The organism is Corynebacterium sp. (assembly GCF_030532325.1).
GTDB lineage: Bacteria > Actinomycetota > Actinomycetes > Mycobacteriales > Mycobacteriaceae > Corynebacterium.
The window spans coordinates 1-21703 of the sequence record NZ_JAUNLS010000025.1 but is presented as its reverse complement, the minus strand read 5'-3'; the positions used below and the strand labels follow the sequence as shown (position 1 = coordinate 21703).

At 65.8% G+C, this 21703-nt stretch carries 14 protein-coding genes and 1 tRNA gene; 2 read left to right on the top strand and 13 right to left on the bottom strand.

Annotation, left to right across the window (positions count from 1 at the left end):
• Window positions 1-7: 7 nt before the first annotated feature.
• The 6 genes from Q4E25_RS10745 to Q4E25_RS10720 all read right to left on the bottom strand — a co-directional run bounded on the left by Q4E25_RS10745 (window position 8) and on the right by Q4E25_RS10720 (window position 13983).
• On the bottom strand, window positions 8-1681 hold the full coding sequence (locus tag Q4E25_RS10745) for a hypothetical protein (RefSeq protein ID WP_303156973.1): 1674 nt from the start codon (window positions 1679-1681) through the stop codon (window positions 8-10).
• Between the two features lie 2 nt (window positions 1682-1683).
• The gene (locus Q4E25_RS10740; RefSeq protein WP_303156972.1) at window positions 1684-3960 is read right to left on the bottom strand and encodes a hypothetical protein; all 2277 of its coding nucleotides are present in this window, start codon (window positions 3958-3960) and stop codon (window positions 1684-1686) included.
• Between the two features lie 89 nt (window positions 3961-4049).
• Window positions 4050-6866, bottom strand: a complete 2817-nt coding sequence (locus Q4E25_RS10735) for a hypothetical protein (protein ID WP_303156970.1) — start codon at window positions 6864-6866, stop codon at window positions 4050-4052.
• Window positions 6866-10534, bottom strand: a complete 3669-nt coding sequence (locus tag Q4E25_RS10730; protein WP_303156967.1) for a tubulin-like doman-containing protein — start codon at window positions 10532-10534, stop codon at window positions 6866-6868. The genes Q4E25_RS10735 and Q4E25_RS10730 overlap by 1 nt, the downstream gene beginning before the upstream one ends.
• Before the next feature lie 42 nt (window positions 10535-10576).
• The gene (locus Q4E25_RS10725) at window positions 10577-13324 is read right to left on the bottom strand and encodes a vWA domain-containing protein (RefSeq protein ID WP_303156964.1); all 2748 of its coding nucleotides are present in this window, start codon (window positions 13322-13324) and stop codon (window positions 10577-10579) included.
• On the bottom strand, window positions 13324-13983 hold the full coding sequence (locus tag Q4E25_RS10720; RefSeq protein WP_303156961.1) for a hypothetical protein: 660 nt from the start codon (window positions 13981-13983) through the stop codon (window positions 13324-13326). Before Q4E25_RS10720 ends, Q4E25_RS10725 begins: the two co-directional genes overlap by 1 nt.
• Window positions 13984-14255: 272 nt before the next feature.
• Between Q4E25_RS10720 and Q4E25_RS10715 the strand changes: the two genes are divergently transcribed.
• A complete protein-coding gene (locus Q4E25_RS10715) occupies window positions 14256-14963 on the top strand; it encodes a queuosine precursor transporter (RefSeq protein ID WP_303156958.1) in 708 nt (235 codons plus the stop codon).
• Between the two features lie 15 nt (window positions 14964-14978).
• Here the strand turns inward: Q4E25_RS10715 and tgt are convergent, their stop codons facing one another.
• From tgt to Q4E25_RS10685, 6 genes are all read right to left on the bottom strand, one after another.
• A complete protein-coding gene (tgt, locus tag Q4E25_RS10710) occupies window positions 14979-16259 on the bottom strand; it encodes a tRNA guanosine(34) transglycosylase Tgt (RefSeq protein ID WP_303156957.1) in 1281 nt (426 codons plus the stop codon).
• Between the two features lie 2 nt (window positions 16260-16261).
• A complete protein-coding gene (locus Q4E25_RS10705) occupies window positions 16262-18721 on the bottom strand; it encodes an MMPL family transporter (RefSeq protein ID WP_303156954.1) in 2460 nt (819 codons plus the stop codon).
• 187 nt (window positions 18722-18908) lie between these two features.
• Window positions 18909-18999 (bottom strand) — tRNA-Ser (locus tag Q4E25_RS10700).
• Window positions 19000-19036: 37 nt separating this feature from the next.
• Window positions 19037-19237, bottom strand: coding sequence for a CsbD family protein (locus Q4E25_RS10695; protein ID WP_303156950.1), 201 nt, complete (start codon window positions 19235-19237; stop codon window positions 19037-19039).
• A 45-nt stretch (window positions 19238-19282) separates the two neighbouring features.
• Window positions 19283-19714 carry a nucleoside deaminase gene (locus Q4E25_RS10690; protein WP_368502634.1) on the bottom strand — a complete coding sequence of 144 codons (432 nt, stop codon included), beginning with the start codon at window positions 19712-19714 and terminating at the stop codon, window positions 19283-19285.
• Between the two features lie 28 nt (window positions 19715-19742).
• Window positions 19743-20225, bottom strand: coding sequence for a tRNA adenosine deaminase-associated protein (locus Q4E25_RS10685; RefSeq protein WP_303156945.1), 483 nt, complete (start codon window positions 20223-20225; stop codon window positions 19743-19745).
• 39 nt (window positions 20226-20264) lie between these two features.
• Here Q4E25_RS10685 and Q4E25_RS10680 point away from each other — a divergent pair, with 39 nt between their 5' ends.
• The gene (locus tag Q4E25_RS10680; protein ID WP_303156943.1) at window positions 20265-21293 is read left to right on the top strand and encodes a prephenate dehydrogenase; all 1029 of its coding nucleotides are present in this window, start codon (window positions 20265-20267) and stop codon (window positions 21291-21293) included.
• A 23-nt stretch (window positions 21294-21316) separates the two neighbouring features.
• On the opposite strand, the gene Q4E25_RS10675 is transcribed toward Q4E25_RS10680, so the two are convergent.
• Window positions 21317-21505 (bottom strand): hypothetical protein, encoded by a 189-nt coding sequence (locus tag Q4E25_RS10675; protein ID WP_303156941.1) that lies wholly within the window; start codon window positions 21503-21505, stop codon window positions 21317-21319.
• Window positions 21506-21703: the final 198 nt, after the last annotated feature.

Here is a 21703-nt window from a genome sequence, read left to right as displayed (position 1 = left end):
TTCCCGGTTACCTCGGCTGGTTCCAGTTGTTGTTCATGTGGTTGGGCATCCCGCCGCGCTGTGGCATGCCCTGCTGTGCCCCATGCTGTGCCCCACTCTGTGCTCCGTGGCTGCGCGCGGAGAGCTCACGGGCGATGTCCTCGAGGAACTGCCCCGCCGGGCCCGTGATTTCGCGGTGGGCGAGCTGCAGGTTGAGGATGGGGGCGTACTTGTCGATGGCAAGATTGCGCATGAGCAGCAGGTCATCCATCCCGATGCCTCGCAGGATGTCGCTGGCCAGAAGCTCGTAGTCCCGCGGGAAGTAGCACACCCATGAGGCCAGCACGGCGGCCATGAGCAGGTTGTGGTGGCCCGGCTTGAAGCTTTCCGGGGCCAGGCACGCCAGCTGGATCGCGCGGCCGCGGCGGGTGTCGAGGTGCTCGAGCCACCAGCGCGGGTCGAAGTTCTCCAGATGCGCGTATTCCTCCTGGTTAAGCCCCGGAACCACCGCGTTGCACTGCGGGCCGGCCGGGGGCAGCGGGGCGGTGTCCCCACTGCCTCCCCTGCGGTCACTGCCGGCACTGTCTGCGCTGCCAGCACTGCTGGCAGCGTCAGCACTGTCACTGCTACGGCTAGCAAAAGGATTGTGCGCATCCACGGGCGGGGCGAAGCCGCCGGGAAGCTCCGCGCTGGTGGCAAAGGGCGAGTCGGCTTCCTCCACGGGTGCGGTGCTCGGCCGCGGTGCAGAGCTGAAGGAGAAGGGATCCTCGGCGTCGGTCGGCGCTGCTTGCTCGCTGGGCTCGGCTTCCTGGCTAGCCGCGACCTCCTGCTCCGGCTGTTCGGCGCGCGCGGGGGCCACGTAGGCGCTGACGTCCGGCAGGGCCTCGTCGAGGGCAAAGATGACGGGGTTACCGGAAATGGGGGACTCGTTAAGCCGCAGCTTTTCGCTTGGGGGCACCACGATCATCGTGGAGGTCGCGCGGGGGAAGTCGTTGACAGCCGCGGCCTTCTCAAAGGTGGAAAAGCCGAAGCCCTCCTCCCCCACCAGGCGGGCGGTGGCCGCCACCCACAGTGCGGCCTGGTTCTCCGGGGCGACGAGGATGACAAAGCCATTGCGTGCCTTGAGCACCTGGGCCATGGCCTCCACCAGGGCGTGGTTAAAGGTGGCATCCGGGTTCGGGGTCACCGTCCTCATCGGCGCCGGCAGCTGGGCCATCATGGAGAACTGCCCGTCGAGGAACTCGTCGAGCAGCTTGTCCGCCTTGAGCGGCCCGCTGCGGGTGATCTCCGCCGGGATCTGCACCTTGTCCACCTCAAAGATGGAAAAGGGCGCCGGGACATCCGGCGAGTAGAGCACCCTGTCCGCTGCCGGCGGGACGCCGTCGCGGGTCACGCAGGTATAGGTAAAGACGTTGCCGCCGCGGCCGGTGGCGTCGATGCCCGCCGGCACGGAGACCATGGTCACCCACTTCTCCGCCTCCGGGCTCAAGGCAAAGACCGCGGTGCGGCGCACCAACTCGGCACGCTCCTGCGGGGAGGGAAAGTCCGGGATGGAGGTGCCGTTGTTGAGGGAGGTGGGCACGTAGGAGGTGAGCTCCTGCAGCTCCTCCTTGGTGATATCACCCACGCGCTGCCCCACTCCCCAGCCGCCGGCGCGGGTGGCGGAGCGGGTGAAGGATGCGTAACTAAAAGCGCCTGCCATGACTACTGGCCTCCTTGGTAGTACTGAGCCTGGGCAAAGAGATGGGGCTGCAGCTGCAGCTTGTAGGAGACGTACTTCTCCACCACCACAGCCTGATCCCCGGGCTTGTAGGTATCCGAGGCATCCGACTGCGCCTCCTCCTCACCAAAGGAGCTAAACGCGCTGAAGGCATCGCCGCCACCGAAGCTCTCGAAGGAAGACTCCAGCCCGGAGGCGTAATCCTCCACCGCGAAGAGGCGGATGTAGCCGCCGTGCAGAGCCCGCTGCCCCAGCTCCACGCTGAAGTGCGGCTGCTGCTCCCGCACGCTGCCCAGCCCCTGGGCCACGTAGGTCTTCTGCTGCTGGTTGCTAAAGGCAATGTCCAGCGCCTCGCCGTCCTCGGCATAGAGCGGCAGGCGATCCGCGCGGTAGACCACCTGGCAGGAGAAGGGGCGCTTATCCCCGTTGCCGATGCTCCACAAGTACACCGCCGCGGTGCCCTGCTGGGGGTCGAACTCGAAGTCGTAGGTCACCGCGCGCAAGCCACCGTAGGGGATGACGCGCTCCTCGCCCTCGGTGCGCTTGCCCGCGAAGATGGCGTAGGGGCGCAGGCGCACCGTGTCACCGTGCTGGTCCAAGTGGAGGCGGATGCCGCCCTGCAGGTCGTAGTCCTCCTCGCGGATCTGATCCTGCTCGCGGTTGGTGGAGTACTCCACCGCCTTCGCGCCCTTGGGCCAGTCGAAGGTGATGAGCTGGCTGTCCACGCGCTCGATGAGGCGGCACTGATCCTCACCGATGGACTGCACGCGCTGCAGCACCTTGGACTCGCCCACCCAGGCATCTGCCTCGTTGAAGTTGACCGGGGTGACGTAGACCTCGTACCACTCCGAGGGCCAGGGCACGGTGGTGCTCTGCTCGGAGCCGGCCTCGGTGGCGCCGCGCGTCTCACTAATCGCGCTGGCCAGGGCATCCTCCACGTAGGTCTTGGTCACCGCGCGGGTGCGGAACTCCGCCGGCGGGGCGGTTGGGGTGAAGTAGATCTTCACCTCGCCGGTCTTGGGGGAGGTCCAGCGCACGGTGATGTGATCGTGGCCGTTGACCACGCTGCGCTCGCAGCCCACCAACTCCATCTTCTCCAGCTCACTGGCTAGCTTGATGGAGCGCTGCACGGCCAGCTTGTCGTTGCTCTGCACGCTATCGCCGCGGAATTCGGCCTGGCCCTGCAGGGAGATGATCATGGTCTGGCCGGCCTCCTGCACCGGGATGGTGGCCTTGCGCCCGCTATCGTCCACCATCTGCTCGTACTGCGTGGAGAGCGGATCCTTCGCGTTGTCCTTGCAGGCGTAGACCACCGCGTTGGAGTGGCCCGGCAGCAGATCCCAGGACACCTGGATGGCGCCCTGGATGGTGGAGACCTTGACGTTGCTGGGCGGGTACACCACGGCGACCTCACCCATGAACACCGGCTGGGCCATGGCGATCTCCGCGAGGTCATGGCCCTTGTAGGCCCAGATGGCGTAGTGCCGCAAGCCGCTAGCGCCCGGGTTGTCATCGCGGTAGGCGGTGCCCTGGGTGATTTGCAGGGTCTCGCCGTCGTCCGGGGAGGCGTTCATCACCTTGTCTTCGGCCACCACGCGGTAGAGCACCTGCTCGTCGGGCTCGTGCTCGAGCGGCGACCACCAGATGCGCACGGGGTGGCGGATGTCATCGTCCTCCTCCGGCTCCGGCTCCACGCCGTACTGATCCTCCAGGTCTGCTCCGGCAGCGTCCCCAGCCTCCGCAGAGTCGGCGTCCTCTTCCGGCACCTCAATCTCGTAGAACACCTCCGGCGGCACCCAGCCCTCGGGCTGGAGGAACTGGTACGGGGCCTCGAAGACGCTCGGCGGCAGCGGTACGTAGTCCGCCTCGTTGACCTGGGTCTTGGCCTTCTTCTTGGCCTGCAGCTGCTCCCACTGGGCGGCCCAGTTCACCGGCTGTGCTGGTTGAGCTTGTGGCTGTGCCGGTTGGTCCTGCTGCTGGCGTGCCTGGGGCTGGGCTTCCTGGGCCGCGCGGGCGACCTGGGCCTCGTGGCTGAGCGACGCCGCCGAGATCTCCTCGTGCTGCACCTTCTCGCCGTTGAAGGTGGCGGCGATGGCCGGGGCGAAGCGGTGGAAGCGCGGGGAGAGCGCGTGGCGCACGTCCTCCTCCGTCACCTTCTCAATGGAGTGCAACGGCGTGAGCTGGCTGAGCGGAATATCGGTGATCTTCACTGCGTCTGCGTCCGCGTCGCCGGCATGCTCGGGCATCCGATGGTTACTCATTGTTCGTGTTCTTCCCTCTAAGTTCTTCCCGCTGTATTCGTCCCACTGTATTCGTCCCACTGTGTTCTTACTGCTCGTCGACCATCGTCCTAGAAGGTCTCATCCAGGTCCGAGAGATCCGGTGCGCTAGGCGCCTGCGGGAAGCGCGGGGCATCCGGGGCACTGCTGCCGAAGGAGGTCATGTGATCGGTATCGTCCAGATCATCCAGGGAGTACGCGCTCGGATCCGCGGTACTCGGCGCGGAGGAGAAGCTATCGGGGATGAGGTACTTGAAGTCGGTGATCTTGCCGTACTGCACCACCGTCACCGAGCGCGAGAGTTGGCTGGTCATTGCGGTCTGGCTGTCCACCTCGACGATGCGAGTGCGGTCCCCGTCGATCTCGGTGTAGCCCTCGGCGCCGCCAGCGCTGGTCAGCGCCTCATTGCGGAAGGCCTGCATGGCTCCCTTCTCCTGATTCATGCCGGCCAGGAACTCCTCGGTGCTCTGCACGTGGCGGCCCTCTTCATCATTGAAGGTGACGTGCCGCAGGTAGTTGTGCAGGCTCTGCGTCATAGCCGGGTTGTTGAGCACCCCGCTCCACGCTTGCTCCTTGTGGTCGCGGGCCTCCATGAAGACGTGGTCCACGTTGCGCGAGAGATTATCCAGGGCCGAGTTGCTGCCGCGACCCGGCATGCTCCACATCTCGTGCAGCTGCACCGCGGTGTGGCCGGTGCGGTTGCGCACGAAGGTCTCATTCATGTCCTCGATGAGGGACTTCACCGCGCGGTGCGCCCAGTCATTGCGGTAGATGTGGCCGCGAATCTCATCGACCATGCGCACGGCATCGGCCTTGTTGAGCTCCGCCTGGGCGATGCGCGCGTTATCCGGCAGGCCGGAGGTCGGGGTGTGCAGGTTATCGCTGGTGCTCTGCTGGCGCCCGAAGGGAGCGTGCACGGCGCGGCCCAGCAGTGCGGACCAGCTGAGGAACTGGGAGTAGGCGCGGTAGACGCGGTCAATCTCCGCGGAGGAGACCGCAAGGTTCTGCGCGGCAATCTCCTGGTTGCGGTTGAGCAGCTTCTGTTTCTGCACGTAATCGAAGATCTCCCGCTGGGCCTTGGTAAAGACCAGCCAGGAGCTCACCAGGAAAACCACGATGGCCAGGATGAGGCCCAGCACGTACCACTTCCAGTTCATGAACTCGAAGTACTTGCCCAGCGGCAGATCCGGGTTGTAGTGCCCGGCCACCATGTAGGTCAGCAGCGCGATCACCACGAAGAGCGTGATCCACATGCCGCGCAGCTTGCCGGTGAGACGCTGGTTCTCAGCGTTGAAGTCGCGGGCCTGGAAGTTGTTGGCCACCTCCTGCAGCTCGCGGGCCTTCTGGTGGGCGGTGGCGTACTTGCTGCGGGCATCGTTCAGCCGGCCCAGGATGCCCTGGCCCACCTTCCACGCAAAGGTGGTCTGATTCTTCGCCCGCCAGGAGGCGAACTCCTGCTTCTTGCGGTTGATGGCGTCATTGCGGGTCTGCTGGCTGGTGTACTCCAGATCCGCCGCGAGATCCTCCGCGCCCAGCGGGTCGAAGGGGGCCACCGTGGCCTGGGACTCGTGTGTGTAGCCCAGGGTGCTGGTCATCAGCGGATGGAAGCCGTGGAAGGACTCGGAGACATCCTGCACCGCCTGGCCGCCGTACTTGACGATGTACACGTTGCCCTGGCCACTGCGCTGCGGTTGAATCTCGCGATCGTCGCGCCAGTTGCCGTCCACAAGCCCCAGGGCGAAGTCGTGATAGGCCTCCCAGGTGCGGGAGAGCTGCGGCTCCTCGCCCAAGCGGAAATGCTGCGCACGCGCTGCCTGCAGAGTCTGGGCGTTGGCCGCGCTGACCTCCTGCGCAGAGGCGCGGGCCTTGCCGGAGTGGCCACCCATGACCACCTCCACGCTGGAGTTCTGGCCGTAGAGGATGTTCTGCAGGAAGCCAGCGGCGTTCTGGTTGATCTTGCCGCGCTGGCCCTCCACCCAGTCCTGCGGCTTGCCGATGACCGTGGACCAGTACAGGCGCAGATTATCCTTCAGCGCTTCCCAGCCGCTGACCTTCTGGCCCTGCAGCTCCTCGTAGGGCGTGGGCGCGGTGACCAGCGGGTGGATCTCGCGCTGCACGAATTGCTGGGCAAAGTAGCTGGTCAGCTCGTCCGGATCGGAGTAATGCACCGCCCGGGAGATGTTGTTGACCTGCGGTTGCGCGAGGGGGATCGTGGAGTCGAAGACGCGCTTCTTCACCTCATTTTCGATGGCGCTGGCGTCGATGGTGCGGTGGAAGGCACGCACCAGGCGGAAGCGGTCGCGGTCACCGGTCTCGATAAGGCGGTGGGTCTGTGCGTCCAGCACAGCCGGCTCCGGCATCCCGCGCCACAGACCAAAGATGGAGGCCACCGCGGGCGCGACGAACTGCGCTAGCTCCTGGCCGTCCTCGGTGCGCTCGATGGGCCGGATGAGCGTGGAGGCCGGGGTGCCTCCCTCCTCCGGGGAGAGCACCAGGTTGGCCCAGCCGGAGAGCGGCTCCACCATCACGTGCTGCAGCGGCAGCGCCGAGAGCAGCAGGCGCACGCGCAGGCTGGTGGCCTGCACCACGCGCTGGCCGATGGCCGAGACCCACGCGTTGAGCTGGGCCAAGTCCTGCGGCTGCTCCGGATCCATCGGATCGATGGTGACGAGGAGGACGTCACCGGTGATGTAGCGGAGGGCGTCGTCAAGCGTGGAGATGCGCGGCGTGCCCTCCTCGGTGAAGGAGCGCACCACCGGGGCGGTGACCGGGTGGCCGTAATCAACCCACAGGAAGTTCTGCAGCAAGCCGACTGCGCGCAGGTCAAAGAGGCGCGAGCGGATATCGTCCGCCGTGGCACCGTGAGCAAGGATTACTACGTTATTCATCAGAAGGTGTCATCCAGATCGTTGAGGTTGAATTCCGGCGCGATGTTCTGCACAGGATTCGGCTCGGAGCTGCGCATCTGCGGCGCCGCCGTGGGCTCCGGGTTCTCCGCCACGGTCTTGGCCTGCGCCAGGTAGCCGCGGATGACCGGGACCATCTCCGCCACGTCCGGGGCAAGGTCGCGGTAGTACGGGGTCATGGAGGCCACCTCGCGGGAGCGGATCACCGCGAAGGGCTTATCGGCGCGGCCCTGGCCGGGCAGCGAGTTCGTGTGGCCCGGGATGAAGTGATCGGCGCCGCGGACGAACTTGTCCAGCTCGGCCACGAAGTTCTCGTAGCGGTCCTGAATGCTCGTGCCCACGGTGCCGCGGCCCGGGACCTCGCCGGTGCGCAGGAACTCCGCCAGGCGCGGCACCAGCGGGTGCGTGGAGGCGCCGGAGTGAGCGAAGTCGACGCCGTCGTCGAAGAGCCCGCGCAGCAGCTGGTAGGGGTAGAGCGAGGAGGCAAAACCATATTTGCCGTTTTCCTGCACCTTGGCGTAGGCGATGAAGATGGACTCGAGCACCGAGGACATCCAGTCCGACTTCTTGATCATGCGGCGTGGGGAGATGAGCATCGGGTTGGGGAAGTCCACCCAGTCATTAACGCCGCCCGGGGTGTCATCGAAGATGTGGGCCGCGGCGTTGTGGGAATCCGGGTTGGAGATGAACACGCGGCCGGTGATGCGGCCGATGATCCAGCCGGCCACCATGGCCTGGCGCTCGGTTACCGTCAGCGGCAGCGCGGCCGGCAGCGGGCGGGTGCGGCGCTCGGACCAGTAGGAGCCGTCGAAGTTGTCCTGCTTCTCCAGATCCTTGGCGATGTAGTTGAACATCGAGGAGAAGACGATGGGCGAGTAGTTCGGGTAGGAGCCGAAGATCTCGATGTGCTGGATGCGGTCCGACATGCTCAGGGAGTTGCGCAGCGCCACGGAGGAGGGCTCGTCAATCTCCGGGCGGTTGAGCACCTTCGCCAGCTGGGCAGCGATGCCCTCTTCCTCGGAGCCGAGCTCCGCGAAAGGAATGTCGGAGAAGGAGTAGGTGTACTGCACCGACTTGCCGTGGATGCGGCGCACCATGTCATCGTTAACCGCGGCCAGCGGGCGGGCGTAGCTCAGCGCCAGCTGGAAAGCATCGATGAAGCGGCGCTGGCGCTCGGCGTGCTCGACCTCGTTGATGTCCGGGGTCAGGGTGAGGTAGCGGCGCAGATCAACCGAGTTGAACTTCTGGAACTCGTAGTCGCGGCGATTAATCCACGCGCGCGAGCGCTCCAGCAGGTCCGCCGGGCGGATACGTGCGCGATAGTGGGCGCGCTGGGACTCGCGGTTCTCCCCAGTCTGCGGGTGGCGGGAGAGGTACTTGGACACCCAGCCGGCGCGGTTGGCATAGGGATCGTTGCTGCGCTTCTGCGGGGCCAGGGTGTTGTTAGGGGCCTGGGTGGCATCGAGCGAATCCCACTCGCCGCGGATCACCGCGCGCACCGCGTAGGGGTAAGCCTGCTCGTAGTTGGTGACGTCCGCGGTGTTGTGCTGGCCCTGGATGGTGCGCAGCATCTGATCCTCGTAGTCGCGGACGAAGGAATTGACGTCCGTGAGCATGATTTCATTCTCGGCGCCCTTGAAGCGGGATTCGACGACCTCATCGAGCTCGCTGGGCCAGGCGTTGACCTCGTCGGTGCGCACGTCCGCCAGCTTCTTGGTCTCCGGGCGCTTGGCGTTGGCCTTCTCGAGGACCGCGTGGGCGTCTCCCAGCTCGCGCTTGAGGTGGAAGAGGTTCTCATCCGCATAGTCCTGCAGCACATCCTTGAGGTAGTGCGCAATGGCCATGAGCGAGTAGCCGTAGAACTGGTTGTAGTACAGGCCCAGCAGCGCATTGACGGTGGGGGTGGGATCCGTCATCTGGCCCTTGCCGGTCAGCGGACTGAGGATGGGATCGATGCCCTCCGGGCGGGCTAGCGCGCGGGTCTGGGCGAAGTAGCCGGAGTACTCCGCCAGGCAGGGCAAGAGGCGGTCGCTGTTGGTGAGGACGTCGGTGAGCTTGGAGAGCATCTCGCGTACATAGGGCAGGCCCACGGCGGCCAGCTCGCCCTCGACGGCGCCGAGGACGCGGTCGCTGAAGAAGTTGGCGTAGCGGTAAACGGTGTCGTAGGCGGCGTTCTGCAGCAGGGTGGCGATGGTCTGCTCGTTGCGCGGATCGGCCATGGTGGCCTCGAACTCCATGCGCCACTCGTTGACGTTGCGGCCCTGGCCCACCGGGATGAAGTTCTGGAGATACTTCGCGGCGTTATCAGCCGCCTGCTGGGCCTGGCCGCCAAAGATGTTGCCCAGCCAGTTCCACACGCTGCCGCTGTCGATGGCGCCGCCGGCGGCCCAGGAGGGATCCAGCGTCATGTCGATGAAGGCCTTGGGCAGGCGCTCCTCCATCTTCTTGGCAATCTGCATCTCTCCGGCCTCCGCGCTGGCGGGATCGAGGTGGCCATTGAAGAGGCGCTCGAAGGCGCTGCGGGCCAGGCGCTGGGAGGAGTACTCGGCAAAGCGGTCACGGCCCATGGAAACCTGGGCGTAGCCCAGCGAGCCCCAGGGCAGGCGGCCCCATGGGGTGGCGCCGTTGGGCTTGTCCCAGCCGAAGAAGCGGCGGCCGCCATCGCCGGCCGGGGTGTTGGTCAGCGCGTAGGACACCAGGTTGTCGCTGGCCTTGGTGGAGGCCATGAGGCCGGCCAGCGCGCGGCCGAGGCCGCGGTAGATGGACATCGCGGAGCCATCACCAAAGCGCGCGGAGGTGGTGCCCATCTTGGAACCGATGGGGAAAATGCGGCCGAAGGTCGGCCCCTCCGGCGGGGTGCCCATGTCAAAGGCCTCGAAGATGGCCTGGTCATGCGCGGTGGAGTTGCCCATCTGCGCGGCGACGACCTCACCGAACATGGCCAGGGAATTGGGCCAGGCGCCGGCCATGTCATCGGCCTTGTTATCGGCGAAGATTTCCGGGGTGTACATGAAGACCAGCGTGGCCTTGGGATCCACGTTGGGCACGGTGGTGAGCACGCGGGCGACGTCGAGGAACATCGAGGCACCAGCGCCGCCGGCCATGGAGGAGACGATGAGCACCACGGGGGCGGAATCGCCGGTGTCGGTGTTGAGCTTGGTCTGCTTGTAGTTGAGGTTGTTGAGTTCCTGGATGGCTTCCTGGGTGAACATCTCATCCACCGCCGCCTTGAGGGACTGGCGGATCTGCTTGAGGTGCGGCAGGGTGAGCATGCGGCCGATGGCGCGGTACTGGCCGGCGCCGTCGGCGAGCTTGACGTCATTGGTGGCCGGGTTGCGGGTGGCCCAGGTGGCGATCTCCCCTAGCTTGCCCGCGCGGCCCAGGATGTTGGACACGCCTTCGTCGAAGGTGTTGTAGTTCTGGCGGGAGCCAATGCCCACGTAGGTGCCGCCGTTTTGGGTGACGTTGGGCAGCTTCTGTGGGCCAGACTCTTCCTCCAGCGGGACGTCGATGTTGACAAACTGCCAGGCCTTGGGCAGCTCCGTCATCTCGGGGTCGATGCTGCGCAGCTCAGCCTTGAGCTGGTCCATCATAAACGCCAGCGTCTTCGCGCCGGAGCCACCGCAACCGACTACCAGGAACTTCTTCATGTGTTTGCCTTTCGGGGAATTCGCGTGTGAGTTGGTGCGTGTTTAGTTGCTGGGGCCGAACCCGGGGTTGGTGGGCCACCCGCCAGAATTACCAGAACTACCAGAACTGCCCGGCCCCGGCTGACCGAAGCCACCCGACTGACCAGGCTGACCCGGCTGCCCAAAGCCACCAGGCTGACCAGGCTGACCCGGCCGACCAAAGCCACCAGCTTGCCCCGGCTGACGCTGCTGCCCAGGACCACCAGTGCCCGGTCCACCGAAGCCGCCTGGGAAGGGCTGCTGCGGCTGCGGAGCCTGCGGTTGCTGCGGGCCCTGCGGCGCCGTGGGCTCCTTAGGTGCCGGGAAGTCCACCTGGTCAAAGAGCTGCGGGGCCTGGCGGCTGATCTCCTGCGACATATCGTCATAGGTCGCCGCCTGCGCCAGGGTGTCCACGGTCATGACAATCTCGCCGCGCTCGCGGTCCTTGGCGTTGCCCACCAAGAACCAGGAGTTCTGCAGTGCCAGCGGCAGCACCGCGCGGGTGCCGTTCTTCTTGCCCTTGCCGGAGATCGTCCCCTCGCGCTGCACCTCCACCTGGGCGGGGGTAAAGGGGCTCAGGCCCAGCTTCACCTTGGCCTCATGGGATCCCAGCTGCGCGGAGCGGGCCTGGGTCTTCGCCGGCACCGCACCCTGGAACTCGTCCTTGCTCACGCTGAAGGGCTTGCCGTTATCGGTGCGGATGAGCTTCGTGCCCTCACGGGCCACCGGGATGGTCTTGACAAACATGCGCGGCTGCTGCGGGATGCGCCCGGAGAACCACTTCATGAAGTACATGACCCCGAGCGGGATGAGCAGGCCCAGCAGCACGGCCAAGACAAAGGCCACGCCAAAGGCGGACTTGCTCAGCGGGGTGGTCATGGAGCCCTTGAGGGAAAGCGGCAGCTCCACTTGCTGGTTATCCTCAGCGGATTGCAGCGTGATGACCGGCTCCACCTTGAGGGGGCCATCAGCCATGTTCTCCACGCGCAGGGTCACCGGAATGCTGCCCTGCTCGTCCTTGCCCAGCTCCAGAGCGGAGTCTTCCGTGTTATTCGGGGAGCTGACCTCCAGCGAGGCCACCCCCTCCGGCAGGGTGCCGGCGCCGGAATCGATGCTCTGATCCGCCACCCACACCTTGCCCGGGCCGCTCACCGGCACGTCAACGGTGATCTCCTTCTCCGTCATCGACACCATCTGCGCCGAGCCCACCGAGGGCATGTTCACCGGTGTGATGGTCAGCGGGGTCTGCGCGTTGATGGGGTTGAGCGCGGTGCCCGGCTGATCATCCACCCCCTTGGTGGTCACGTCCACGCGGGTGACTAGCGCGCCGGCCGCGGCCTTCTCCACGGCCTCAAGCGGGACGTCCACGGGGTTGCCGTCGACGATGTCCACGTTATCCACCAGCGTGGTGGACTCACCGGACTCGGTGACAAACTCCGCGTGCAGGGTGGCCTTGCCCTCCAGGGAGCGTGGGGCACCGGAGCCGTCAACAAGCTGGGCCTTGAGCACCTCATCGGAGTTGATGCCGCCGGCAACCTTGGAGCCGTCCTCGCGCTTCAGATCCAGCGTGAGGCCCGGGATCATCACCATGGTGGCCAGGTACTCGCCCTCGGCGCCGTCGGCGACCTTGTAACCAAAGGTCCACTTGCCGGCCCAGTTCTCCTCGCCGCCGCGCTCCATGGACACGTCCACCATGCCGGGCAGGCGGTCATTGGAGCTGACCTTGACCTTCGCGCCGGCCACCTCGGTGGTCTCCGGGGAAAGCTCCACGGTCTTGCCGTCCGGGCCGGTCAGGGTGGGCACCAGGGTGCCCGGCTCCACGGAGGTCTTGGGCACCGCGGACAGGCGCACCGGGGAGACGGAGTTATCCAGGACAAAGTCAAAGGTGTCCCTGAAGGTTCCGTCCTTGCTCACGCCGCCGGAGGTCGGGATGAGGTTGCGGAAGGCGGCAAACAGCGCAGCCGGGTCCTCCCCGGCGTCAAAGAACGCACCGTTGGGTGCGCCCTGGCCGCAATCCTCACCCTCGGCCATGCGGGAGAGCTGCGCTACCTGCTCGGAGGCCTCCGCCGCGGGCACCAAGCCCACGTTGAAGAGCCGGATGTTGGAGTTACGGAACGCACTCACCGAGGAGTTCGGCACACACAGCGCGTCCTGCGCGCCGCGCAGATCGTTGGCGGCCTCGTCGGTGTAGAACTTGCCGTCGGTGAAAAAGACAATAGCCCGGCAGCTGCTGCCCTCGTGCGCGCCGAATTCCTTGAGCGCCCCGCGGTAGGCTGCGCCGTAGTCGGTTTCCAGGTCAGCGACGCGGTCCTCCTCCTTGAACTTGGCCAGCTGATCCCCCAGTGCTTCGGCGTTGCCGGCCACGTTGGTCCAGTCGCCGTACTCGGCGGGATCGCTGTAGTACTCGGAGCCGAAGCCGGCCAGCTTGACGTTAATCTCCGCCTGGTTGTCCTCACCCAGGGTGGCCAGCTGCTTGATCAGGTCCTCGGTGGCGTCCACGCGGAAGTGCTCGGAGTCCGTGGGCTTCGAGCCCTGGTAGCCCACCAGGGAGGCGGACTGATCCAGCACGAAGAGCAGGTCCGCGGACTTCTCCGAGCTGATGCAGGAGCCGAAGTCAGAGAGGTTCTTCTGCGAGACCTCCGAGAGCGCCTCGGTCTTCTGCGGCGCCTCCTGCGCGGTGGCCCCCAGGCTTCCCCCGAAGCCGGCCAGCACGGCGGCGGTGGCCGCCGCGAAGGCGCGGGTGAGATTCTTCTTCACGTTTCGGCTCAACATTAGGCGCCCACCGCCTTGCCCACGTAGAACGCAATCTCCACCGCGGCCGCGATGACCAGCAGGAAGCTGCCGCCCATGATCACTCGGTAGAGCATGGTCTGGGTGGTGTCCTCAATGTAGAAGGTCTCCGCCTGGCGCTGCGTGTTCTTCAAGGTGTAGAGCCCCAGCAGGATGAAGGAGACGATGCCCGCCAGCACCCAACCGCCGATGGCAAAGCCAAAGTACGTGCCCTGGGTGGGCTCGGCCGCCAGCGGCGCGATGATGAGCAGCACGAGTGCTACCACGGCGGCGATACCGGCGCCGATGAGCAGCGGCCACGGGCCCTTGGTGGGGGCGGTGGGTGCCTCGACCGTGCGGCGGTGATCCTGCGCTGGGCCGAAGCCTCCCGGCTGCGCGCTGCCAAAGCCCGGGCCCTCCGCGTGGGGAGCCCCGCTTGGCGACGCCCCCTGGGACGGCGCCCCAAAGCCCGCACCGAAACCTTCTCGCCCGCCCTGTGCTGGGCTTCCCTGATGCGGCGCATGCGCCGGGCCAGTGGGGGCGCCACCTGGGCGCGGGGCGGAAGGGCCTGCGGGGTTGTTCGGGGAGCCAAAGCCGGAACCCTGCCCCGGCTGAGAGCCCCCTCCAAACTGGGGCGTTGAGCCTGGCGAACCAAATGTCATAGTCAAGGCCTTCTGTACGTCGGTGGCTCCCGCGCGTGCGCGTGCGCCGGGGGAGCCTGTGTAAAGGAAACCGTGATTTTCACACCACCAGCTCGCTACGCGGGCAGTGCCACCAGGTGGATTCGTGGACTAGAGGGCTAGGAGGCTGGATAGGGTGGGAAAATACTGCATGCAAAAGAATGCCATAATTTGGGCGACTTTTCGCCCGATAGGTGGGATCGCACACACTCGCATTTCGAAAACCCTGGGCAAACGTGGAAAGATTTACGCCTATGACAACTCAATCGGCAACCGCAACCACCCGTGACGGTGGCGAGAGCATCCGATTCATCCCGGTACACTCCACGCTGTACCCGTGGCTGGTCACGATCTTCGTCGTCACCTTTCTCATCTCTAATATCAACGCCACCAAGGGCGTGCAGCTGGGCCCGCTGATCACCGACGGCGCCTTCTTCCTCTTCCCCCTGGCCTATGTCGTGGGCGACGTCCTCTCAGAGTGCTACGGATTCAAGTCCACCCGCCGCGCCGTCTTCATTGGCTTTGCCATGGCAATCCTGGCCGCCCTGTGCTTCTACATTGCCATCTGGCTGCCCGCCGCGGACTTCTACGAGGGCCAGGAGGCCTTCGCCGCCACACTGGGCCTCGTGCCCCAGATCCTCGCCGCCTCCCTGGCCGGGTACGTGGTGGGCCAGCTGCTTAACTCCTTCACCCTGGTGAAGATGAAGCAGCGCTCCGGCGAGAAGGGCCTCATCGGCCGCCTGGTGGCCTCCACCGTGGTGGGCGAGTTCGGCGATTCCCTGCTGTTTTGTGCCATCGCCGCCCCCGTCATCGGTATTTCCACCGCCGGCGGCTTTCTCAACTACGTCATCGTGGGCTTCCTGTGGAAGACCGCGTGCGAAATCATCATGCTGCCGGTGACCACGCTGGTGATCAAGTGGGTCAAGCGCCGCGAGGACTACGTGCCTGTCGAGGCCTCCTAACCCACCCGGATCACATCATCCCCTGCTCTTGGCGTAGTAGCGCCCCATGAACTCATCGCGGTAGGCCTCGTAGTAGCCGCCGGCGATGGCCGCGCGGATGTTATCCACCAGGCGGATCATGAACTCCAGGTTGTGCATGGTGCACAGCGTGCCCGCCAGAAACTCCTTGGCCTTGAGCAGGTGGTGAATGTAGGCGCGCGAGTAGTTCTCAGACACGTAGCCGCCGAACTCCTCGTCCACGCCGGAAAAGTCCCGCTTGAAGCGCGCGGCCGTGAGGTTCATACGCCCGTCCAAGGTGTAGACCCCGCCGCGGCGGCCCAGGCGGGTCGGCGCCACGCAGTCGAAGGTATCCGCGCCGGCCTCAATCGCGGTGAAAAGATCATCGGGCTCAGAAATGCCCAGCAGGTGCCGCGGCATGCCTTCGGGGATTTCATCACAAACCCAGCCCACGATGGTGCCCAGGTTTTCCTTTTCCAAGGCACCGCCGATGCCGAAGCCGCCAAAGCCGCGCTTGCCGTTTTCTTGCGCGGTGCGGTGAAGCTCGAGCAGGCCGCGCACTGCCTGGCGGCGCAGGTCCTCGTACTGCGCGCCCTGCACCACGCCCCACAGGGACTGCCGGGGCTTTTCGGGGCCGCGCTCCACGGTGAGGCGGTGGTGCTCATCGAGGCAGCGCTGCGCCCAGCGGTGCGTGCGCGCCACCGATTCCTCCTGGTAGGCGCGCGTATCCACCAGTGTGGTGAGCTCATCGAAGGCGAACATGATATCCGCGCCCAGCCCGTGCTGGATCTGCATGGAGACTTCCGGGGTGAAGCGGTGCTTCGAGCCGTCGATGACGGACTTGAAGTCCACGCCGTCCTCATCCACCTGCGCCATGCGCTCCTTCTTGGCCGCCCGGATATCGGCCTCCGTGAGGTTGGCGGTGTCCATGGCCAGCACCTTCTTGAAGCCCACGCCCAGGGACATCACCTGGAAGCCGCCGGAGTCGGTGTAGGTGGGCCCATGCCAGTTCTCGAACTTAGCCACGCCGCCGGCCTCGTCCACGATGTCGTGGCCCGGCTGCAGGTAGAGGTGATAGGCGTTGGAGAGGATCGCCTGCGCGCCGGTCTGCCGGATCTGCTCCGGAGTCAGCGTCTTTACCGTCGCCTTGGTGGCCACCGGGATGAACGCCGGGGTCTGGATGTCACCGTGCGGGGTGTGGATGGTGCCGGTCCGGCCGTGCTTGCCCGGCCCAGGAAGCTCCAGGCGGGTGTGCACGTCAAAGCTCAGGTCAGTCTCGAGTGCGGGGTCCTGGCTCATGGTTATTTCACGTCTGCTTTCTCGGGTTCTGCCTCAAGCGCTGCGTTGCGCTCCTGCGCATTGCGTGCGGCCTCGGGGTGGTTGCGCTCCCACTCCTCTTCCAGGGCGGTGCCCTCGACGTCGAGCTCCGGCAGGATCTTGTCCAGCCACTTGGGCATCCACCACGTGGCCTTGCCCATGAGGAACATGGTGGCGGGGACCAGGGACATGCGGACCAGGAAGGCGTCGAAAAGCACGCCCGCGGCCAGAGCAAAGCCAAAGATCTGAATGAAGGGAAGCGGCTGGTTAATGAAGGCCACGAAGACGGAAATCATGATAATCGCCGCGGCGGTGACCACGCGCGCGCCCTGGGTAAAGCCCACAATGGTGGCTTCCTCCACCGAGCTGTACTTTCCGCCGGAGCCCTCCGGGTGCCGGGAGATGTGCTCGCGCATGCGGGTGACCAGGAAGACCTGGTAATCCATGGCCAGGCCGAAGGTCACGCCGATGAGGAAGATCGGCATGAAGGAGATGAGCGGGCCCGGTGCCGGGACCAGGCCGGTCAGGCCCTCCTGCCACACCAGGACGGTCAGGCCGAAGGCGCCGCCCACGGAGAGCAGGAAGCCCAGGCCGGCCACCACCGGGACCATCACGGAGCGGAAGACCGCCAAGAGCAGGACGATGGCTAGGCCCACCACGATGGCCAGGTAGGGGCCCATCGCCGCCTGCAGGCGCTCGGTGATGTCCAGCTGCACCGCGGTCAGGCCGGTCATGCCCAGCTCCGCGCCGGTGATCTCCTCGATGGACTGGTTCTGGGTGCGCAGCGCGCTGGCCGTGCCCACGGTCTCAGGATCGGTGGGTGAGGTGGTCGGCGTGACCATGATCTGTGCGGCCTTGGAATCCTGGCTCACGCCGACCAGCTGCGCGTGCTTGACGCCGCCGACCTGGTTGAGCTGCTGGGTGGCGTACATGAAGGAGGCGAAGGCGGCCTTCTGCTGCTCGTCATCGCCCTCCTGGTTGCTGATCAAGGGCTGCAGGGCCTCGGCGTCGGCGTCCGCGTTCTCGCCGTTGATGATCACCAGGAAGGGGCCGTTGATGCCCTCGCCGAAGCCCTCGGCCATGATGTCGGCGGACTTGCGCTGGGTGGTGTCCGGGTTGGAGGTGGTATCCGCCGGCAGGGCCAGTTCCATGTTGAGCACCGGCGCGCTCAGCGCGCCCAGGCCCAGCACCACGATGGCCATGGTCAGCCCGGGTACACGCTGCACGAAGCGCACCCAGCGGTTGCCCATGGTGGGGCGGCGACGCCGCCTGCGGGCCTTGCCCTTGTCCTTGCGGCGCGGGTTGCCCGCCACGCCGGGCACGGGCAGCGCGAAGGCCTTGTCACCGGCGAGTCCCAGCAGCGCCGGAACCAGCGTGAGCGCCACGAGCACCGAGATCAACACGGTGCCGGCGGCGGACAGGCCCATGGCGGTGAGGAAGCCGATGCGCGCGACGATGAGCGCGAAGAGCGCGATGAAGACCGTCGCGCCGGCAAAGACCACGGAGGAGCCCGCCGTGCCCACGGCCATACCGGCGGCCTCGGGCCCGTCCATACGGGAGCGCTCCTGGCGGTAGCGGGACATGATGAACAGGGCGTAGTCGATGCCCACGGCCAGGCCGATCATCACCGCGAGCACCGGGGTGATGTTGTTGAGCTCCACCCAGTGGGTGGCAATCATGACGCCCATCGCGCCTAGGCCCACGCCGATAACCGCCGAGAGCAGCGGCATGCCCGCGGAGACCAGCGAGCCGAAGGTGAAGATGAGCACGAGGAAGGCCACGCCCAGGCCGATGATCTCCGAGGTGGAGTTGACCTGGATCTCGTCACCGAAGCCGGCGCCGCCGGCCTCCACCTCGATGCCCTGCGCGCGGCCGTTATCCATGGCCGCGTGGACCACATTCTTGTCCTCCTGCTTGACGCTGTAGGGGCTTTCCGCGTCGAAGTCGAAGGTGGTGTAGGCGATGGTCTCATCGTCATTGACCATCTTCAGGTTGTCCGCATCCTTCTTGGCCGCCTCCTCCGGCAGGCCCATGGAGGTGAACTGATCAATCACGCCCTGCTGCAGCTTCGGGGAGAGCTCCAGGGGGTTGCCCCAGCGCTGCTGGCTGCCGGGCTCGATGTTGAGATCCGCCGAGATCTCATCCACCACCGACTGCACCGCGGCGTAGTTCTCCGGATCGCTGAGCTTCTCCCCCTCCGGCGCCTTGAAGACGAGGTTGACTGAGGGCGCGTTGGCCGGGTTGCCGTTCTCTGGGAAGAGTTCCATGGCGCGCTCGGTGGCGTCGATGGCCGGGGTGCCTTTGATGGAGTATTCGGTGGTCATCGACTTCATCAAGGCCATCATGGCGCCGGCGGAGGCGGCGACGATGACGATCCACGCGATGATGACTTTCCACCTATTTTTGAAGGACCAGCGTCCTACGCGGTAGAGCAGTTGTGCCACGGGCTTAAACCTTAGCGAGTTCGTTCTTGGGGTGAATGAACCTCAACGTCCTGCAGGCCTGCGGCCTGTGACCTTGAGGTATACGGACAGGGGACGCGCCTAGTCTAACCGGCGCGGGCGCGAGGCTGAAACGTGAGGCTGAAAACGGAAAATCGGCACCCATCTGCGCGATAGGTGACGTTTCCTGTGGCGGTGGCGGCGGGATTTGAACCCGCGGTTGGGGGTTACCCAACATTCGCTTTCGAGGCGAACACCTTCGGCCGCTCGGACACGCCACCGCTAACTAGGTTACGTTGTCGTGCCCGAGGGACAAAATTAGTCCTTCTTCAGGCCACCAATGATCTCATTGGCCTTGTCCTTCACGTTTTCAGCGGCTTCGGAGAGTTTGTCCTTGGCGTCGGACTTGACCTGATCGGCCTTGCCCTCGTTCTTGAGGTCTTCGTTCTCGGTGAAGTCGCCGGCAGCCTCCTTGGCCTTGCCTGCGACGTTGTCCATCTTGTTTTCGAAATCACCCATGATGCGTCTCCTTTCTTTGGCTAACTCTGCCGAGTATAGGCATCATCAGCGCAGATTGCTGAAGAAGGTTTCCATTAAGCCCGCGCACTCCTCCTCCAGCACGCCGCCGCGCACCTGCGGAACGTGCAGCGCGCCCGGCGCCCTGAGCACCTCCACCAGCGAACCACACGCACCCGTCTTCGGCTCAAAAGCCCCGAAGACCACCGAGTCCACCCGCGCGCCCTGGATCGCACCGGCGCACATCGCGCACGGCTCCAAGGTCACCACCAGCTCGCAGCCGCTCAGGCGCCAGCCGTCCCCGTGCACGGCCACCGCGGCGCGGATCGCCTCCACCTCCGCATGGGCGGTGGGATCCCCGCGCTGCTCGCGGCGGTTAACACCCGTGGCGAGTTCGTTGCCGGAGGCGTCGAAAAGCACAGCCCCCACCGGAATGTCCCCGGCCGGGGTGCCGCGCGCGACCTCAATAGCGCGCCGCATGCGGCTCTCGGCGCGGCGCAGCGGCTGATTAGTCAAAGAGCTCCTCGAGTTCATCGCCGAAGCCCAGCTCGCCGGCGATGCGCAGCAGCATATCGGAGGGCCAATCCTCATCGTTGTCGATGATGTAGCCCACCTGATCCTCGCTCAGGCCTAGGTCCTCGAAAATGTCGAAGTCGCCGTCGCCATAGGGATCGGCCTCCTCCAGCTCGTCCTCGTCGAGATCGGGGATCTCAAGATCGCGCAGCTCCAGGAAGTCCGCCACGAAGTCATCCTCGGCGCCGTAGGTGGCGTCGGAGATCAGCACGCGGACATCGCCAGGCACCGGGCGCACGACGATGAAGTAGTCATCCTCCACGCACAACAGCGCGAAGGCCGCGCCCTCGGAGCGCAGGGAGCGCACCGCGTTGATGGAAGTCTGGGGATCGGAAAAGTCATCCTGGAAGGGGCGCAGCACCCACTCGCCGCCGGAACGGGCGACGGTAACGGCACAGGAGATGTCATCGTGGCTCATACCTCGTGAGATTAGTCGTATTGTGCGACAATTGTCACCGTGAGTTCTCAAGATGTTCAACGCCCTGTCTGCATTATTGGTCTTGGTCTGATCGGCGGCTCCCTGCTGCGCGATCTCGTGGCCCGCAAGCACGCCGTGTACGGCTACAACCACTCCACCTCAGGCGCGCGCATTGCGCTCAAGCAGGGCTACGACGTCACCGACGATCTCCCCGCCATCCTGCAGCGCGCGGAGGCCGATGGCGCCCTGATCGTTATCGCCGTTCCGATGAACGCGGTGGCCTCCGTCCTCGACTCCATCCAGGAGCACGCTCCCACCTGCGGCATTACTGACGTCGTCTCCGTCAAGACCGAGGTGCGCCAGCTCATCATCGAGCGCGGGATGGAACCGCGCTACGTGGGCGGCCACCCCATGGCCGGCACTTCCAAGTCCGGCTGGGAGAACTCCCAGACCGGCTTGTTCAAGAACGCCGCGTGGGTGATCACCTACGATTACGCCGCCGAGTGCGAGGCCCGCGGTGAGCGCGTGTCCAAGGAGTGGGAGGACCTCTTTGCTGACGTTGTGCGCATGACCCTCATGGTCCATGCCGAGGCCGTGCCGGTGCGCGTGGCCAATCACGACGCCGCCGTGGCCCGCATCTCCCACCTGCCCCACGTCCTGGCGGAGACCCTCGCCGTGGTGGGCGATAACGGCGGCATCCTGGCACAGTCCCTGGCCGCCGGCTCCTTCAAGGACGGCACCCGTGTGGCTGGCACCGCCCCGGCGCTGGTGCGTCAGATGTGCGAGACCAACGCCACCGCTTTGGTCCAGGCCCTCGACGAGGCCCTGGAGCTCCTCCAGGACGCCCGCGACTCACTGGCCGCTGACGAACCCTCCCTCGCCGCGCTTGCCGACGCCGGCTTCCGCGCCCGCACCCGCATCGAGGCCCGCTCCGGTGCGCGCAAGGAGTCCGTCTCCCCCATCAAGATTTCCTCGCGCCCTGTGCTGCGCTTGCACCCGGGTGCGCCGAACTGGGTGGCGCAGCTGCGCCAGTCGGAATCCCTGGGCGGGCGCATCGAGATTTTCTAGCGCCTGCTAGTCACGGAAGGTTGCTAATCACGGAAGGTATCGTCGCGCTTCTTCCGGGAGCGCGCGGTATCCGGGGTCATCGCTAGCAGCGGGTAGCCCGCCAGCCCCACGACGATGCCCACCGGCAGCAGCCACAGCATTCCTGAGGCCAGCCACAACACCACGCCGAGGATTCCACCCGCAATCAGGCAGGGCACGAGCTTTTCTTTCAAGGTTTTCTCCCGGGGCAACGCGTTGTGGTTCTGGTGCTTCAGCACGTGACCTTAACGCATCCCGCGGCGTTTTCCTGCCTTGCTTCCCCAAGAGCCTTAGCTTTCCTTACTCGGGGTTACGCCCCTGTACCCGATGGGTTGTGTGTGCACGATGGGTTGCGCTGCGTTCGCACGGGGCTGCACTGCCGGGCGGCACTG